11 protein-coding genes are annotated in these 17,154 nt (G+C 69.9%); 4 read left to right on the top strand and 7 right to left on the bottom strand.

Annotated features, from left to right (window positions below; translation table 11 throughout):
- Positions 1-8: 8 nt before the first annotated feature.
- The gene (locus LCHO_RS15885; RefSeq protein WP_012348189.1) at positions 9-1,040 is read right to left on the bottom strand and encodes a caspase family protein; all 1,032 of its coding nucleotides are present in this window, start codon (positions 1,038-1,040) and stop codon (positions 9-11) included.
- Positions 1,041-2,021: 981 nt separating this feature from the next.
- Between LCHO_RS15885 and LCHO_RS15880 the strand changes: the two genes are divergently transcribed.
- Together LCHO_RS15880 and LCHO_RS15875 are read left to right on the top strand one after the other, a co-directional pair.
- Complete coding sequence (locus LCHO_RS15880; protein WP_012348188.1) at positions 2,022-2,969, top strand: AraC family transcriptional regulator; 948 nt, start codon at positions 2,022-2,024, stop codon at positions 2,967-2,969.
- 49 nt (positions 2,970-3,018) lie between these two features.
- A complete protein-coding gene (locus tag LCHO_RS15875) occupies positions 3,019-3,747 on the top strand; it encodes an SDR family oxidoreductase (protein WP_012348187.1) in 729 nt (242 codons plus the stop codon).
- Between the two features lie 24 nt (positions 3,748-3,771).
- Here the strand turns inward: LCHO_RS15875 and LCHO_RS15870 are convergent, their stop codons facing one another.
- Positions 3,772-5,340, bottom strand: coding sequence for a methyl-accepting chemotaxis protein (locus tag LCHO_RS15870; RefSeq protein WP_012348186.1), 1,569 nt, complete (start codon positions 5,338-5,340; stop codon positions 3,772-3,774).
- A 230-nt stretch (positions 5,341-5,570) separates the two neighbouring features.
- Here LCHO_RS15870 and LCHO_RS15865 point away from each other — a divergent pair, with 230 nt between their 5' ends.
- A complete protein-coding gene (locus LCHO_RS15865) occupies positions 5,571-6,668 on the top strand; it encodes a DnaJ C-terminal domain-containing protein (RefSeq protein WP_012348185.1) in 1,098 nt (365 codons plus the stop codon).
- A 39-nt stretch (positions 6,669-6,707) separates the two neighbouring features.
- Here LCHO_RS15865 and LCHO_RS15860 read toward each other — a convergent pair whose 3' ends face one another.
- The 3 genes from LCHO_RS15860 to LCHO_RS15850 all read right to left on the bottom strand — a co-directional run bounded on the left by LCHO_RS15860 (position 6,708) and on the right by LCHO_RS15850 (position 10,195).
- A complete protein-coding gene (locus LCHO_RS15860; RefSeq protein WP_012348184.1) occupies positions 6,708-7,694 on the bottom strand; it encodes a Bug family tripartite tricarboxylate transporter substrate binding protein in 987 nt (328 codons plus the stop codon).
- A gap of 101 nt (positions 7,695-7,795) precedes the next feature.
- A complete protein-coding gene (locus LCHO_RS15855) occupies positions 7,796-9,082 on the bottom strand; it encodes a glycerate kinase type-2 family protein (RefSeq protein WP_012348183.1) in 1,287 nt (428 codons plus the stop codon).
- 36 nt (positions 9,083-9,118) lie between these two features.
- Complete coding sequence (locus LCHO_RS15850) at positions 9,119-10,195, bottom strand: tartrate dehydrogenase (RefSeq protein ID WP_012348182.1); 1,077 nt, start codon at positions 10,193-10,195, stop codon at positions 9,119-9,121.
- Between the two features lie 119 nt (positions 10,196-10,314).
- Between LCHO_RS15850 and LCHO_RS15845 the strand changes: the two genes are divergently transcribed.
- Complete coding sequence (locus tag LCHO_RS15845) at positions 10,315-11,244, top strand: LysR substrate-binding domain-containing protein (RefSeq protein ID WP_012348181.1); 930 nt, start codon at positions 10,315-10,317, stop codon at positions 11,242-11,244.
- Between the two features lie 33 nt (positions 11,245-11,277).
- Here the strand turns inward: LCHO_RS15845 and LCHO_RS22315 are convergent, their stop codons facing one another.
- Positions 11,278-14,541 carry a response regulator gene (locus LCHO_RS22315; RefSeq protein WP_012348180.1) on the bottom strand — a complete coding sequence of 1,088 codons (3,264 nt, stop codon included), beginning with the start codon at positions 14,539-14,541 and terminating at the stop codon, positions 11,278-11,280.
- 217 nt (positions 14,542-14,758) lie between these two features.
- Positions 14,759-16,849 (bottom strand): sensor domain-containing diguanylate cyclase, encoded by a 2,091-nt coding sequence (locus LCHO_RS15835; RefSeq protein WP_012348179.1) that lies wholly within the window; start codon positions 16,847-16,849, stop codon positions 14,759-14,761.
- Positions 16,850-17,154 lie beyond the last annotated feature (305 nt).

Below are 17,154 nucleotides of genomic sequence, written 5' to 3'. Positions count from 1 at the left end.
TCCCGGGCTCAGACCGTGAACGGCGTCTGCGCCAGCATCACGCCCGCATTGCCCAGCACGAACAGGTTGGGCGACTGCGTGGCCGGCAGGCCGGCGCGGATGCGGGCGTGGAACTGGCGGTGGTTGCCGGCAAAGCGGCCCTCGCGCCAGACCCGCAGCAGCTGCTCGGTGAAGGCGCCGTTCTGCTCGCCGTCCATCGAGGTCTGGTTGTCCTGGCAGCCCGAGATCAGCACCACCGCGGCATTGAACCGGCTGACGATCTCGGTCAGGCGCACGCTGGCGGTGCCCAGCGAGGCGAGCGCCGCGTCGGGGTCGGCCACCGCGGCCTTGCCGGCCGACTGGGCGATGTCCTTCTGCAGCTTGTCGTAGAACGCCTGGTGCGCCTGATAGGTGCGGCGTGCCACGGCCGGCGGCATCATGCGCGGACGCGGGCCGACGGCGCCCACGCCGGGAGGCGCGGCGCGTGTCACGGTGCCGCTGTGGCAGCTGTCCGACAGCACCAGCACCCGCACGCCGGCAGCGAAGCGGCTCAGTTCGAGGTACAGCTCGTCGTCGATCAGCTGGCTGTCGAACAGGCACCAGGTCTCGTCGAGCTTGTCGTCCTCCTCGCCGGTCACGTCATCGACCTGGCCGCCGTGGCCCGAGAAGCTCAGCAGGAAATAGTCGCCCGCCTTGAGCGTGCCCGAGGCCTTGCGCAGCGCCGCCAGCACCTTGGCACGGGTGGCCGCCTTGGTCAGCAGCACGGTCGGCTTCATGCCGCGCGCGGCAGCCAGCGCGGCCATGTCGTTGGCATCGAACTCGCAGGCCGCCAGGTCGCCGGTCCAGCCGCCGTAGTGCTGCGGGCTGACCGCGTTCAGGCCCAGGTGCAGCGACAGCCCGACCGGCTTGCGCGTCACCTTGGCCGCCGGCTTGACGACGACCGCCGCCGCAGTGGCCGTCACCGCCTTGGCCGTCTTGGCCGCCTTCGCGGCCGGCTTGGTGGCGGGCTTGGCGGCAGTCGAGGTCGGCGCTGGGGTCTTCGAGGGGGTGGTGCTGGGCATGCCGGTCTCCATGATGTGCGGGGGATGTTCGGGCGCAGGTGAGCACACGCAAGCGTGCGTCAAATCGTCCGAAGGTGAAAAAACTGTGGCGCGGAGTAAATCGCAAGGGCGCATCCGTGTCCAGCGCGGCGGGGTATCCGGACGTATCCGGGCGCGGCCAGGAAACGGCGGGTTCGGCACCCGATGCAGACGTGGTGTGTTCGCATGCCCTTCCTCCTGGCGCTGGCCGTTCAAGCCGGTGGCTTGTGCGAGTTGGCGCGCCGTCGTGTTTTTCCGGAAGGTGCAGTTTGAGCCGATCGCCGGCCGCGCGCATCCTTCGCGTTGGGTCCGGTTGACACGTGAAACGCGCAATGCGTCACGTTCAGGCGGGCTGGATGACGGGTTGCCTCCGTCATCCCGGCTGGCCAGTCAGGCCTGCAGCTGCCCGCGCAAGGCGGCAAACGCCAGCGGCGGGCGCAAGGAGTGCCCACGCCCTGACCGCGATCGTGGTGGCGCATCAGCGCAGCCGCGGATCTGCGAGCGCCACATGCAGGCGCTTCACGAGCTCCGGCAGCCCGGATCGGCAGCACCAGCGTCAGCACCACATCGTCGGCGTCAGCCTGCCGGGTGTGGCCCATCCGACGCGGTAACCCGCAGCCAGGCACTTGGAGAACGACGAGCCGTCAGCACCAGACCGCGGCGGTCAGAGGCCTTGGCCGGCAGGCCTTCGGGCGGTGGAGTTCGATCACCTGCCAGACGGCCGAGATCGATGCCCTCGTGCACATGGGGCGCCACTTCGATGGCACGCAGTCCCGGCCTCTGCAGCGCTTGCAGCGCCACGTGGAAGGTGAGGGACTCGACCACCACCTTCCGGCAGGTCCGGGGGGCTGCCCTTCAGACGTCAGCGCAGAAAAGTATCGGAACGGAACCGATCGATATCACCGGATCCGGCGGCTTTGTCTATCGTTGCGGTCGTTTCAGGCCTGAAGGAGCACATCCGCGATGGGAAGCAGCAGTCGCCGCAAGCTCACCCCGGAGTTCGAGCATGACCTCATCCGCGATCCGCGGCTCGGTTACGAGCCGACGGACGGCGCGGAGTTCGTGCGCTGCATCGAGCACGGCAGCCCGACGCCGCTCGAGCGCTGGCATTGCCATGACGAGTACGAGCTGCAGCTGATCGTCGGCGCGCGGGGGCGTGCCTTCGTGGGCGACCATGTCGGCCACTTCGAGCCCGGCCACCTCGTGCTCACCGGGCCGCGCCTGCCGCACAACTGGATCTCGACCGACCTGCCGCCCGACGGCCTGGGCGTGCGCAGCCTGGTGATCCAGTTCCGCGACGAGCCGCTGCGCGACGGCATGCGCGCCATCAAGGAGCTCGAGGAGATTCGGCCGCTGCTGGAGCGGGCGCGCCGGGGCATCGAGTTCCTCGGCCTGAGCGACAGCGTCCGGGACCGGTTCCATCGCATCAGGCGCAGCCACGGCCTGGAGCGGTTTGCCGAGTTCGCCGCCTTGCTGTGCCTGCTCAATCGCTGCGAGGACTATCGCCTGCTGTCGTCCGACCAGGCGATCGTCGCCGGGCCGGCAGATGCCCGCTCGGCGATCAGCCGGATCGTCGAGTACGTCAACGAAAGCTACGCCGAGACGATGTCCGTCGCCGACGTTGCGGCACGCGTCAACATGAGCGAGAGCAGCTTCTCGCGCTATTTCAGCAAGGCCGCCGACAGCACGTTCACCGCTTTCGTGAACCGCGTCCGGGTTCACAAGGCCTGCCAGCTGCTGATGCACAGCGATCAACAGATCTCGAGCATCTGCTACGCCGTCGGCTTCAACAACGTGGCCAATTTCAACCGGCGTTTTCGCGAAGTGAAGGGCATGACGCCGAAGGAGTTTCGCCGTCAGAGCATGGACCGACTGGGCGGCGACAGTCCGCCCGGACGGCAGGGTCAGTGACGCCATCGGGTGCCGGCGAGTTCAGGGCACCCAACAAGGAGCAAGAGACATGGCAAGACAACTCGATGGCAAGGTGGCGGTCGTCACCGGGGCCGCTTCGGGCATCGGACTGGCGAGCACCGAGGCCCTGCTGGCCTCGGGTGCGCGCGTGGTGATGGTCGACCGCGACGAGGCGGCGATGGCGGCCCTGCGCGGCCGGCATGGCGACGCGGTGATGCCGCTGCGCATCAACCTGCTCGACCCGAAGGACTGCGCGACGCTGGTGCCGAGGGCGCTCGAGCTGGCCGGCCAGATCGACATCCTGCATGCCAATGCCGGCGCGTATGTCGGCGGCGATCTGGTCGACAACGACAACGACGCGATCGACCGGATGCTGAACCTGAACGTCAACGTCGTGATGAAGAACGTGCACGACGTGCTGCCGCACATGATCGCGCGGCGCACCGGCGACATCATCGTCACCAGCTCCCTGGCGGCCCATTTCCCGACACCGTGGGAGCCGGTCTACGCGTCGTCCAAATGGGCGATCAACTGCTTCGTCCAGACGGTGCGGCGCCAGGTGTTCAAGCACGGCATCCGCGTCGGCTCGATCTCGCCCGGCCCGGTCATCACCGCGCTGCTCGCCGACTGGCCGCCCGAGAAGCTGCAGGAAGCCCGGGAATCGGGCAGCCTGCTCGAAGCCGGCGAAGTGGCCGAGGTGGTGACCTTCATGCTGACCCGGCCGCGCGGCATGACCATCCGCGACGTGGTGATGATGCCCACCCACTTCGATCTCTGAGCATCCGGTCGGGCCGGTGGTCGCTCAGGCCATCGCCAGGCCGTCGGCCTGCCCGACCCGGAAGGTGCTGACCAGGCCCACCAGCGAGCGCGCCTGGCTGGCCAGCGACTCGGCCGCCGCGGCCGATTCCTCGACCAGCGCGGCGTTGCCCTGCGTCACCTGGTCCATCTGCCCCATGGCCGCGTTGATCTGCTCCAGCCCGGCGGACTGGGATTCGCTGGAGGTCGCGATCTCGCCCATGATGTCGGCCACCCGCCGCACGCTGACGACGATCTCGTCCATCGTGCTGCCGGCCTGCTCGACCAGCTTGCAGCCGTTGTCGACGTTCTCGACCGATTCGCCGATCAGGGCGCGGATCTGCCGGGAGGCTTCGGCCGATCGGCCGGCGAGGGTGCGCACCTCGCTGGCGACGACCGCAAAGCCGCGCCCCTGCTCGCCGGCGCGGGCGGCTTCGACGGCGGCGTTCAGGGCCAGCAGATTGGTCTGGAAGGCGATGCCGTCGACCACGCCGATGATGTCGGCGATGCGCTTGGACGATGCGTCGATCGCCTCCATGGTGCGGATCACGCGCGCGAACACCGCACCGCCCTGCGCCGCCACGTCGACGGCGGCACTGGCGAGCGTGTTGGCCTGCCGGCCGCTCTCGAAGTTGTGCCGTACGGCGTGGGCCAGCTCGTGCAGCGACGCGGTGGTCTGCTCCAGCGCGGCGGCCTGCTCCTCGGTGCGTTGCGACAGGTCGAGGTTGCCGGCGGCAATCTGGCTGGTCGCGGTGGAGATGGCGGCCGAGCCGCTGTGCACGTCGCCGACGATCTTCGACAGGCCGTCGTTCATGTCGCGCAGCGCCATCAGCAGCTGGCCGGTCTCGTCGGTGGAGCGGACGTCGATGCGGCCGGTCAGGTCGCCGGCGGCCACCGTCCTGGCCACCGCCACGGCATCGTGGATCGGCCGGGTGACGGAGCGGGTGATCCAGGCGGCCAGCACCGCGCCCAGCAGCATGGCCGCCAGGGCCAGGCCGATCATCAGCGTCCGGGCCGACGCGATCTCGTCGCCGATGCCGGTCGAGGCCGTCGTGACGATCGATTTCTGGAACGCCGCCAGCTCCTGGATGGCGCCCTGCATCACCTCGATGGCTGGCAGCGTCTGCTCGTTCATCAGGCGCACCGCCTCGTCCTTGCGGTCTTGCGCCATCAGCGCCGCCACCTGGGTGAACGACGCCACATAGGCGGCGCGCACCTGCTTGAGTCGCGCCAGCAGCTGCTGGCCCCGGGGCAGATAGACCAGGCGATCGAGCGTCTGCAGGGCGTCGTCGATGGTGCGCTTGTTGGCGTCGATGCGGCTGCGGATCTGGCGGCTGTGCGCCGGGTCGGTGGTGATCAGCAGCTCCATGGTGCGCAGCGCGTTGGCGCGGGCCGTCGCGTCGATCACGTGGGTCAGATCGGCCTTGACCCACTCCTTGTCGATCAGGCTGCTGCTGGCCGCCTGCAGGCTCGAGAACCGCGTGATGGCGACGCCGATGGCCAGCACCATCACGGCGATGAGGATGGCGAAGCTCACGCCGAGTCGAACGCCGATGCGGGTGTTTGCGAGGTTCATGTCATCCCTTTCAAGACCGAACAGAACCCGGCTCATCGGCCCGGCTGAAAACGCCTTGAGAGCGCCGGCCGCCGGATCGGCAGGAGATTGAAAAATCCTTTAACTGGGATAAGAGCGGAGCGGCCCGCCGTGCGCAGCCGGGTAGACTGCAAATTTGCTGCATCGCAGCATGATGGCGGGCCGTGCACGGCCTTCCCTGCTGAAGCACGGCGCTTGAACAGGACCGGACCGTGGAACATGACATCGACAAGGCGTTCGCCGAGCTGGGCCTGACCCCCGACGCGACCGAACGCGAGGTCAAGGCGGCCTGGCGCCGGCTGGTCTCGCGGTGGCACCCGGATCGCAACAACGGCGCCGACGCGGTGGCCAGGATGCAGCGCATCAACCGCGCCCTCGAAGCCATCCGGCAGGCCGGCGCACGCAAGGCCGCGGCGCCGGGCGGCGCTGGCGACACGGCCCAGGCGCCTGCTGCCGCCGCCCGATCCCGTGCAGGCGAGCCATCCGACGACCGTGCAACGTCGGCCGGCGACGATCCCGAGGCACCGGTGCGGACGCTGCACCGCCGGGTCAGGCTGACGCTCGAGGAAGCGGCTTTCGGCTGCACCAAGGTCTTGCGCGGCAAGGTCACGGACGATTGCCCGGACTGCAACGGCGCGGGCTATCGCGTGCTGGGCGGGCACTGCCCGCAGTGCCACGGCTCGGGTGCGATCCGCCAGCCGATGTGGTTCAGTTGGGTCGGCGTGCCGGCCGAGTGCGACGCCTGCCATGGTGGCGGCATCGCGCGCCAGGCCTGCGTGGCCTGCGCCGGCAGCGGCAAGACCGAAACCCGGCGCTACAAGGTGACGGTGCGTTTCCCGCAAGGCGTGCGCGATGGCGACGTGCTCGGCGTGGCCGGGCGCCGCGGCAGGCCGGACGCGCCACCCGGCGACCTGAGCATCCGCGTCGAGGTGCTGCCCCATGCGCTGTTCCAGCTCGACCCGGACGGCACGGTGCGATGCGACATGCCGGTCGACGGTTTCGCGTGGCTGGCCAACCGCACCCTCGCCGTGCCCACCCTCGGCGGCCTGCAGACCCTCCAGCTGCAGCGCGACCAGGTGGTCCACCGGCTGGTGGGGCAGGGCTTTCCGGTCGAACGCCGCGGTGCGCGCGGCGATCAGCTGATCACCCTGCAGCCGGTCTTCCCGCAGCGCATGACGGCGGACCAGCAGATCCTGATCGACCAGCTGATCGCCACCACGACCGGCACCGACGGCAAGCCGTCGGACGCACGGCTGCGGGGGTGGAGCGAGGCGCTGGGGGCGTGGAAAGGTCAGCAGGCGCCGGGCTGATCCGGGTCGTCGCGGCGCCGGGTGTCGATGCACACCCGATCACTCGATCGTCACCTTCGCATCCTTGACCAGCTTGGCGAACTTCTCGGTCTCGCCCCTGATCTGCTGGGCCATCTGCTCGGCGCTGTTGCCGATCGGCTCGGCGCCGATCTCGTCCATGCGCTTGCGGAAGTCGGCCGACTGGATCACCTTGACCATCTCGGCGTTGAGCCGTGCCACGACCTCCTTGGGCGTGGCCACCGGCGCCAGCACGCCGAACCAGGTGCCGATGTTGAAGCCCTTGAGGCCCGCTTCGTCGAGCGTCGGCACATCCGGCAGCGCGGCCGAGCGCTTGCTCGTGGTCACCGCCAGCGCACGCAGCTTGCCGCTCTTGATGTGCGGCAGCACCGGCGTGATGGTGTCGAACGACATCGTGATCTGGCCACCCAGCAGGTCGGTGGCGAGTGGGCCGCTGCCCTTGTAGGGCACGTGCACCAGGTCGGCGCCGGTGAGGTTCTGGAACTGGGTGCCGATCAGGTGCTGCGCCGTGCCGTTGCCGTTGGAGCCGTAGGTCGACTCACCCGGTTTGGCCTTGGCCAGCGCGACCAGTTCGGCCACGTTCCTGGCCGGCGTTGCGGCATTGACCACCAGCACGTTGGGCACCAGTGCGACCGTGGTGATCGGCGCAAAGTCCTTCTGGAAGTCGTAGGCCATCTTCTTGTAGACCGCCGGCGCGATGGTGTGGTGCACCGCGCCCATCAGCAGCGTGTAGCCGTCGGGCTTGGACTTGGCGACGTAGTCGGCGCCGAGCGTGGCACCGGCGCCGGGCTTGTTCTCCACGATCACCGGCTGGCCCAGGCTCTGCTGCAGCTTCTCGCCCAGTGCGCGGGCCAGCACGTCGGTGGTGCCACCGGCCGGGAAGGGCACGATCAGCGTGATCGGCTTGGCCGGCCAGGCTTGCGCCATGGCGCTGCCGCCGGACACGGCCAGGGTCAGTGCGATGGCCTGGACCATGCGACGGCGGGTGAGGGTGTGAATGCTGCTCATGCTTGTCTCCTGATGGCGCTTTGTGCGCTGTGTGAACCGAACTCTGGGAGTCGGGGATAGATCGGAATCACCACCAAAGTGAATCCGGCTTTGACTTCGAATCAACAGTGGGATGGCAGGCCGGCCGCAATGACGATGGCCCGGAAGTCGTTCACGTTGGTCAGCGTCGGGCCGGTCACGATCGAGTCGCCGAGCGCCTCGAAGAAGCCGTGGCCGTCGTTGTCATCGAGGCGTTCACGCGGGCGCAGGCCGAGCGCCCAGGCGCGTTCGAGCGTGTCGGGGGCGAGCAGCGCGCCGGCCATCTCGTCCTGGCCGTCGACGCCGTCGGTGTCGCCGGCCAGCGCGTGGATGCCGGGTTCGCCGTTCAGTGCCACGGCCAGCGCCAGCAGGAACTCGACGTTGCGCCCGCCGCGGCCCTGGCCACGCAGCGTGACGGTGGTCTCGCCGCCGGACAGCAGCACGCACGGGCCCTGAAAAGGCTGGCCGCGGCGCGCCACCTGCCGCGCGATGCCGGCCAGCGTCTTGGCGACGTCACGGGCTTCGCCTTCGATCGCATCGCCCAGAATGTGCGCGTCGTAGCCGGCATCGCGCGCCACGGCCGCTGCGGCTTCGAGCGCCATCTGCGGCGTGGCGACGAAACGGGTCTCGATCGCCGGCAGGCGCGGGTCGCCGGGTTTGATCGATTCACCTTCGCCGCTTTCGAGCAGGGCGCGCACCCGCGGCGGCACCTCGATCGCGTAGCGGCGCAGGATGGCGAGCGCGTCGGCGCAGGTGCTCGGGTCGGGCACGGTCGGGCCGGAGGCGATGTCGATGGGGTCGTCGCCCGGCACGTCCGACAGCAGCAGATTCACCACCCGCGCCGGATGGCAGGCGGCGGCCAGGCGCCCGCCCTTGATGGCCGACAGGTGGCGGCGCACGCAGTTCATCTCGCTGATGCTGGCGCCGCTGGCCAGCAGGGCGCGGTTGAGCGCCTGCTTGTCGGCCAGCGTCAGGCCCGGCAAGGCGAGCGGCAGCAACGAGGAGCCGCCGCCCGAGATCAGGCACAGCACGAGGTCGTCGGCGGTGAGCCCTTGCACGAGTTGCAGCAGGCGCTTGGCGGCGGCCTCGCCAGCCGCGTCAGGCACCGGGTGCGCGGCCTCGACGATCTCGATGCGCTCGCACGGCACGGCGTAGCCGTAGCGCGTCACGACCAGGCCCGAGAGCGGGCCGGGCCAATGCTGTTCGACCGCACGCGCCATCGCGGCCGAGGCCTTGCCGGCGCCGATCACGACCAGCCGGCCCTTGGGCGCAGCCGGCAGGTGGCGAGGCCCGCACAGCGCCGGTTGCGCGGCGGCAATCGCGGCATCGAACAGGTGGCGCAGCAGGCTGCGTGGGTCGGGTGTTTTCACGATCGTCAGACCGGCAGGGTCGCAGCGGTCGGCCGCTCAGCGCGTGTTGCCGGCCAGTTGCTGGCAGACCGCCTGCGTGACCTGGGCGGTGGTCGCCTTGCCACCCAGGTCGCCGGTGTGCAGCGCGGGGTTGGCGGTGACGCTCTCGATGGCCTGCATCAGGCGCTTGGCGGCATCCAGCTCGCCCAGGTGCTCCAGCATCATCACGACCGACCAGAAGGTACCAACCGGGTTCGCCAGGCCCTTGCCCATGATGTCGAAAGCCGAGCCGTGGATGGGCTCGAACATGCTCGGATAGCGGTGCTCCGGGTCGATGTTGCCGGTGGGCGCGATGCCCAGGCTGCCGGCCAGCGCGGCGGCCAGGTCGCTGAGGATGTCGGCGTGCAGGTTGGTGGCCACCAGCGTGTCCAGCGTGGCCGGGCGATTGACCATGCGGGCGGTGCAGGCGTCGACGATTTCCTTGTCCCAGGTGACGTCCGGGAACTCCTTGGAGACCTGCAGCGCGATCTCGTCCCACATCACCATCGCGTGGCGCTGGGCGTTGCTCTTGGTGACCACCGTGAGCAGCTTGCGCGGCCGGCTCTGCGCCAGCTTGAAGGCGAAACGCATGATGCGTTCGACGCCGACGCGGGTCATCATCGTCACGTCGGTGGCGGCTTCGATCGGGTGGCCCTGGTGCACGCGGCCACCGACGCCGGAGTACTCGCCCTCGGAGTTCTCGCGCACGATGACCCAGTTCAGGTCTTCCGACTTGCAGCGCTTCAACGGGCCGTCGATGCCGGGCAGGATGCGCGTCGGGCGCACGTTGGCGTACTGGTCGAAGCCCTGGCAGATCTTCAGGCGCAGGCCCCACAGCGTGATGTGGTCGGGGATGGCCGGATCACCGGCCGAGCCGAACAGGATCGCGTCCTTGCCACGCAGCGCGTCCAGGCCGTCGGCCGGCATCATCACGCCGTGCGCGCGGTAGTAGTCGCCGCCCCAGTCGAAGTTCTCGAACGCGAAGCCGAAGCGGTTGCTCGACGCGGCGAGCGCTTCCAGCACCTGCTGGCCGGCAGGAACAACTTCCTTGCCGATGCCGTCTCCGGGAATGGTGGCGATCGAGTAGGTCTTCATGGTCTGTCTCCGTCAGTCGGTGATGGGTGGGCGATGACGGGACTGTAGGAATTGGACGGTGCGCGCGCGCACCGCTAAAGTGAATCCATCGTTTACCTGAACTCAACAATCGATCGACCATGACCGCGGGCATCCAACCGGCCGATCTGGGCTTCTTCTCCGCGCTGGCCAGTGCCGGCAGCCTGAGTGCGGCGGCGCGTGAACTGAGCATCACGACACCTGCGGTCAGCAAGCACCTGGCGCTGATGGAGTCGCGCCTGGGCGTGTCGCTGGTCAACCGCACGACGCGGCGCATGAGCCTGACGCCCGAGGGCGAGCTCTACCTCGAACACGCGCGCCGCATCCTCGGCGAGATCGACGACATGGAGGCGCTGCTCGGTGTCTCCAAGGCCACGCCGAAGGGGCTGCTGCGGGTGAACGCGACGCTCGGTTTCGGCCGCAGCCACGTGGCGCCGCTGATCTCGCGCTTCGTGCGCAAGCATCCGCAGGTCGAGGTGCAGCTGCAGTTGTCGGTCAATCCGCCGCCGTTGACCGAAGACTCGTTCGACGTCTGCATCCGCTTCGGTGCGCCGCCCGATGCGCGCGTGATCGCGCGCCACATCGCGCCGAACCGGCGGCTGCTCTGCGCCGCACCGGCCTATCTGGCCAAACACGGCACACCCAAGGTGCCCAACGACCTGAGCCGCCACAACTGCATCGGCATCCGCCAGGGCGAAGAAGCCTACGGCGTGTGGCGCCTGACCAGCGGCCGCGGCAAGGCCGCGACCACCGAGGCGATCAAGACCCGCGGCAACCTGACCACCAACGACGGCGAGATCGCCGTCAACTGGGCGCTCGACGGCCACGGCATCCTGATGCGGGCCGAGTGGGACATCGAGCGCCACCTGAAAAGCGGCCGCCTGGTGCAGGTATTGCCGCAGTGCTATACGCCCGATGCCGACATCCATGCGGTCTACCCGCAGCGCCATCAGCTGGCGGCGCGGGTGCGGGCGTTTGTCGACTTCGTGGCGCTGTCGTTCAGGCAGCAGGCGGCGACCGGCCCGTCGTGAGCCCGGTCATCGGTGGCCTGCGCGATCGATCGATCAGCCGTGCGGCCGTGCCGCCCCCGGTGGCGGCAGCCAGCGCAGGACGGTGGCGTACAGCAGCGCCGGGTCGACCGGCTTGCCGATGTGGGCGTTCATGCCGGCGTCGAGACAGGCGAGGCGGTCGTCGCCGAAGGCGTTCGCCGTCATGGCGATGATGGGCAGGCCGTGGCCCATGCGGGCGCGGATCTGTCGCGTCGCCTCGAGGCCGTCCATGCCCGGCATCTGCACGTCCATCAGCACGAGGTCGTAGCGGCCTTCCTGGGCCTGTGCCAACGCGCCCGCGCCGTCGGCCACGACGTCGACCGTCAGGCCCACCGATGCCAGCAGCTCGCGGGCGACTTCCTGGTTGATCGGGTTGTCCTCGGCCAGCAGCACCCGTTGCCCGGCGTGCCGGCGCCTGAGTTCGCTCTCGGCCTCGCTTTCGTCCAGCGGCGCGGCGACGGAGTCCTTGTGATGGCCCTGCAGCACCTGCAGCAGCGATTCCTGCAGGGCCGATGGCGTGACGGGCTTGACCAGCACCGCATCGACCCGCGCCTCGCGGGCCTGGCGGCGCATCTGGGCATCGTTGAACGCCGCCAGCAGGACGAAGGGCGGCATGCGGTCGCCGCAGGCGCGCCGCAGTTCGCCGAGCGTGGCCAGGCCGTCCAGCGGCGCCATGCGCCAGTCGACCAGCATCACGTCGAAGTGCCGGCCTTCGGCGGCCTCGTCCTGCACGCGGCGGACGGCCGCGCGGCCGGTGAGGTGCGCGTCCACCTGCAGCCCCAGCGCGCCCAGGGTGGCGGTGATCGCGTCCAGCGCCTCCGGCAGGTCGTCCACCACCAGCGCACGCAGCCCCTGCAGGCGCGGTTCGCCGCGCATCGCGATGCTGCCGGCGGCGCGCCGCAGCCAGCCGGTGAACCAGAAGCTGCTGCCCTCGCCGGGCTGGCTCACCAGCCCGACCTCGCCCTCCATCATCGCGGCGATGTGGCGTGTCAGCGCCAGGCCCAGGCCGGTGCCGCCGTGCCGCCGGGTGGTCGATGCGTCGGCCTGCGCGAAGGCATTGAAGAGCACGCCCTGCTGCTCGGGCGAGATGCCGATGCCCGAGTCCCGCACCTCGAATCGAACCTGCAGCCGCCCGCCCTGGTCGGCCAGCAGCTCGCCGCGCAGCCGCACCCAGCCGTGCTCGGTGAACTTGACCGCATTGGCCAGCAGGTTGATCAGCGCCTGCGCCAGCCGCTTCGGGTCGCCGCGCATGCGCTCGGGCAGGTTGCCGGCATCGAGCGCGAGTTCCAGGCCCTTCGCGTCGGCCACCTCGCCGACCATCTCGAGGGCGCCCGACAGCAGTTCGTCGCGCGAGAACTCGATGTCGTCGAGTCCCATCTTGCCGGCCTCGATCTTGGACAGGTCGAGGATGTCGTTGATGATCTGCAGCAGGTGCCGGGCGGCGCCGTCGACCTTGCGCAGCCGATCGCGCTGCAGCGCGTCGCGGCTGTCGCGCGCCATCAGGTGCGTGAGCCCGATGATGGCGTTCATCGGGGTACGGATCTCGTGGCTCATGTTCGCCAGGAAGGCGGTCTTGGACTGGTTGGCCACCTCGGCGGCATCCTTGGCCACGGCCAGCGCGGCGGTTCTTTCGGCGACCAGCTCCTCCAGCTGCTCGCGGTGCCGGCGCAGCTGCTCGTCGACCTTCTCGCGCTCGACCTGCGTGCGCGCGACGCTGATGCCCATGGCCAGATCGCGCGAGGCTTCGGTCAGGACCTCGATCACGCCCGGGTCGAACACGTCCGGCTCGGCGGCGCAGATGTTCAGGACGCCGATCACCTCGTCACCCAGCCGCACCGGCAGGGTCAGGGTCGCGGCGCAGCCGCGCGCCAGCGCGCCCTCGCGCCAGACGGCATCGTCGGGGTGCTCCTGCGTGCTGCTCCAGGCCTCGATCGTGCCCTGGCGTATCGCCCGGCCGACCGGGCCCCGACCGGTGGCCGATTCGTCCCAGGTCACGTGCAGGTTCTCGAGCAGGCCGGGGACGGCGCCGCACGAGGCCATCAGGCGCACCTGCCGGTCGCCTTGGGCGTAGCCGATCCAGGCGATGCGGAACCCGCCGGCTTCGACGATCGCGCGGCACATCTGCTCGAGCAGCTCGCGCTCGCGATGGCCGTGCAGCAGCGTGTGGTTGCCCGCCGACACCACCCGCAGCGCCCGGTTCGCATAGGCGAGGCGGTGCTCGCGATCCTCGATCGCCGACGACGACTCGTCGAGCGCCTGCGCCAGGGTGCCGATCTCGTCGCCGTTGTGCGGCAGGCCGCTGCGCGCATCGAGCTCGCCCGAGCGCAGGCGATGGGCGGTCTGCGCCAGCGTCAGGATCGGCTGCAGCACCCATCGGTCGACCCCGGCCAGCAAGGCCGCGGCCGTGCCGATCAGCACCAGCGCCAGGGCGCCGAGCGTGACGATCGCATCGCGGTGTGCCGACGCCTGGATCGCGTCCCTGGGGACGGCCAGCAGCAGCTTGTACCGGCTGCCCGAGCTGGTGGTCAGGAGCGGGGCATGGGCGATCAGCTTGCGTTCTCCGGCCCGGTCGCTGTCCTCCAGGGTGCCGTCGACGCGGGCCTCGAGCACCTTGCGGGCGGCCGGCGTCCTGGCGGGCGTGCCGGTCCATTTTTCCGGGTCGGGAAAGCGCGCGACGATGCTCCCCTGGCCGTCCATCACCGTCAGCCGTGCGTCGTCCTGCACGTGGATCCTGGCGAGGGCGCGGGCCATCCAGTCCAGGCTGAGGCCGACGTAGTAGATCCCGCTCACCTGCCCCTGTGCATCGCGCTTGGCCTTGCTGAGGGTGATGCCCGGCTTGCCGACGATCCGACTCACGACCACGTCGCCGACCACGATGTCGCGGGCCTTCAGGGTGCGCCGGAACCAGTCGCGATCGGCCAGGTTGACCGGGCGGGTGGCCATGACACCGGAACTGGCGATGTCGCCGCCAGGGCGGGCCACGCCCACTTGCACGTAGTCGGGCTCGCGTGTGAGCAGCTGCGCGAGTTGCAGCTGGCAGGCCGGGGTCAGGGTCGCGACGTCGCAGGCCGGATTGAGCATCAGGCCGTTGAGGATCGCGTCGGCGCGCTCGACCAGCACCTCCTGGCGCGCCGCGATCAGCCGCACCTCGTCGAGCAGGCTCTCCTTGGCGTGGGCGATCTGGCGGTCCCGATCCTTGACGAGGTGCCAGCCCAGCAGCGCGCCCAGTACCGCGAAGGCGCCGGCCAGCAGCAGGATGAGGCGCCCTCGCAGGCTCATGCGGGCGTTGCGCCTGACGCTGCGGGGCGTCGTCGAGGCTCCCGCATGCGGGTCGGCTGCCGTGAGAGACTTTTGTTCAGACACCATGCCAGTGCGCGTGACGCTCCGGTTGCCGTGATCGACTGCAGATCGCTTTTCGAGTGTAAGTGGGCGCCTGTCGCGTCCCTTGCCGAAACGCAAGACTCGGCCGAGCCGCCGCGAGCGGGCATCGGCAGGATCAGGCCGCCCGATCCCGTTCGACCAGCTTGACCGGCGAGGCGGCACAGACCCGGCCTCGGCCGCCATGCTTGGCCGCGTAGCAGGCCGCGTCGGCAGCGGCCAGCCAGGCCGCGTCGCTGTCGTGGGCGGACGTCAGCTCGGCGACACCGATGCTGGTGCCCACGCGCAGGGCACGGCCCTCCCACGTCAGGCTCAGGTCGGCCACGGCGCCCTGCACCTTGTCGGCCACCTGCAGTGCACGGCGCTGATCGCAGCCGGGCAGCAGCACGGCAAACTCGTCGCCGCCGAGCCGGGCCACGGTGTCGCTGGCGCGCACCTGCGAGGTGATCATCTGCGCCACGGCCTTGAGCATCGCGTCGCCGGCGGCGTGCCCGGCCGTGTCGTTGATCGGCTTGAAGTGGTCCAGGTCGATCATCAGCACCGACGCCGGGCGCGTGTCGGGCTGGCGGGCATGCACCTGCGAGATCGCCCGCCCGAAGCCCTTGCGGTTGACGACGCCGGTGAGCGGGTCGTGGTCGGCCGCATGTTCGAGCTGGCGCCGGGCCTGGACCTGCTCGCTGACGTCGTACAGGCTCCAGATCGTGCCCGCCGAGGGGTCGTCGACGGAGACCGGCCGTGCGTGCAGGCAGGCCCAGAACACCGTCCCGTCGGCGCGCAGCAGCTGCCATTCGCCGACGTACGGCTGGCCGTCCGCGAATGCGGCGCCCACCAGCGGCCCCAGGTTCACGTAGTCCTCGTTCGAGGCGTAGATGACCTGCGCCAGCTGGCCGACCAGTTGCTCCTCGCTGCGGCCGAGCAGGCGGCAGCATTCGGCGCTGACCAGCTCGAAGCGCTGATGGCGCGTGAACGCCAGCCCGACCGGCGAGGCCGACAGCACCGAACTGAGCTTCTGCAGCACCTGGGCGTTGAAGCGTTCGACCTGTGCCCGCTCGGCCAGCAGGTGGCGCAAGGTGCGCGCCAGCTGGCCGATCTCGCCGTCGAAGTCCGGCCACGCCAGGCCCTCGTCGCCGGCCAGCAGATGGGCGGCCTGATGTTCCAGGCGCGCCAGCGGGCGCAGCTGCCAGGCAATGAAGGCGCCCAGCGCACCGGCCATCACGACGGCAAACAGCGCCGCGACCTGGAGCGCATGCGAACGGGCCTGCACCAGCGGCGCGATCAGCGCGTCGCGCGGAATCGTGCGCCAGACGCGCCAGCCGGTCGATGCATCGCCGGCCATCGTCACCAGGCCCTTGGCGTCGATCCAGGTGCCGGATTCGAAGGCGTGCGTGGCGGCGTCCAGCTTCCATTGCGCGACCGCCGCCGCCAGGTGCGGCTCGGCCGCCACGCTGTCGAGCAGGCGGGTGCGCTGCGGATGAGCCAGGATGCGGCCGGCTGCGTCGGACACCACGATCGTGGTCGACAGGTCGGCCACCTGGGTATCGGCCAGATCCTCGATCAGGTCGCGGCTGGCCAGCCGCAGGCTGCCGCCGATGACGCCCCAGACGCCCGCGGCATCGCTCACCGGATGCACCAGCATGATGACCGGCTCGTTGGAGATGCGTCCCCGGATCGGTTCGGAGATCACCGCCAGGCGGGTCGCGACGGCCCGCTTGAAGTACTCGCGGTCGGCGATCGACGTCAGCGGCGTGCGCGTGCCGGCCGGGTCGATGAGCATGCGCACCCGGCCGTCCGCGCCGGTGGCGAAGACGTTGGCGAACATCGAGCGCAGCACCGGTCGCTGCTCGAAGAAGGCGGCCAGCTTGAGCGGATCCTGGAGCGTCGTGCGGTCGAGCTGTTCACCGACGACCTGCAGGGCGCGCTGCAGCTCGACGATGCGCCGGCTGATGACCTTCGCGGTGCGCAGTGCCTCGACGTGCTCGCGCTCGCGGGCGCGCTGGATCAGCTGGGCCTCCGCGACGTCGCCCATGTACCAGGCCGTGAACGCCATGCCCGCGAACAGGCCCGCCAGCGCGCCGACCGCCAGGCGCATCTTCAGGGTCTCGAACCAGCGGCCCGGGCTGAGGCCGCGCAGGGTGTCGCGCCAGGCCATCCGCCGGGCCGCAGGCGCTTCGTCGAAGAAGAGATCGGTGTCCATCACGGGGGAGTTCATGTCGGGCCTGGAGCGACGCATCGATCGAAATGCCGGGCGGCGTCAGCCTCGCGCACGGCGGTCCGGCATCGACTCGGCGGATCGAATCGACGCGTGCTGTCATTTCGGCGCGAACCGGCCGAACTTGATTTCAGGCGTGCTCGGCGCCGGAAGAAAAAAGCCCGCGCTCATAGGGAGAGGGCGGGCCTGATGGACGTCGGCGAACGTCCTTGAACGCTTTTCTGGTCGCCGACAGGAATCACATTTCCCTATGGCGAGCGGGTCTAAGAGTGTCGAGTTACTGCAAAAGTTACTGCGTCAGCTTA

This window comes from Leptothrix cholodnii SP-6 (assembly GCF_000019785.1).
Classification (GTDB): Bacteria; Pseudomonadota; Gammaproteobacteria; order Burkholderiales; family Burkholderiaceae_C; genus Sphaerotilus; species Sphaerotilus cholodnii.
Note: the sequence above shows the minus strand (reverse complement) of the source record. Positions and strands in the feature narration are given on the sequence as shown.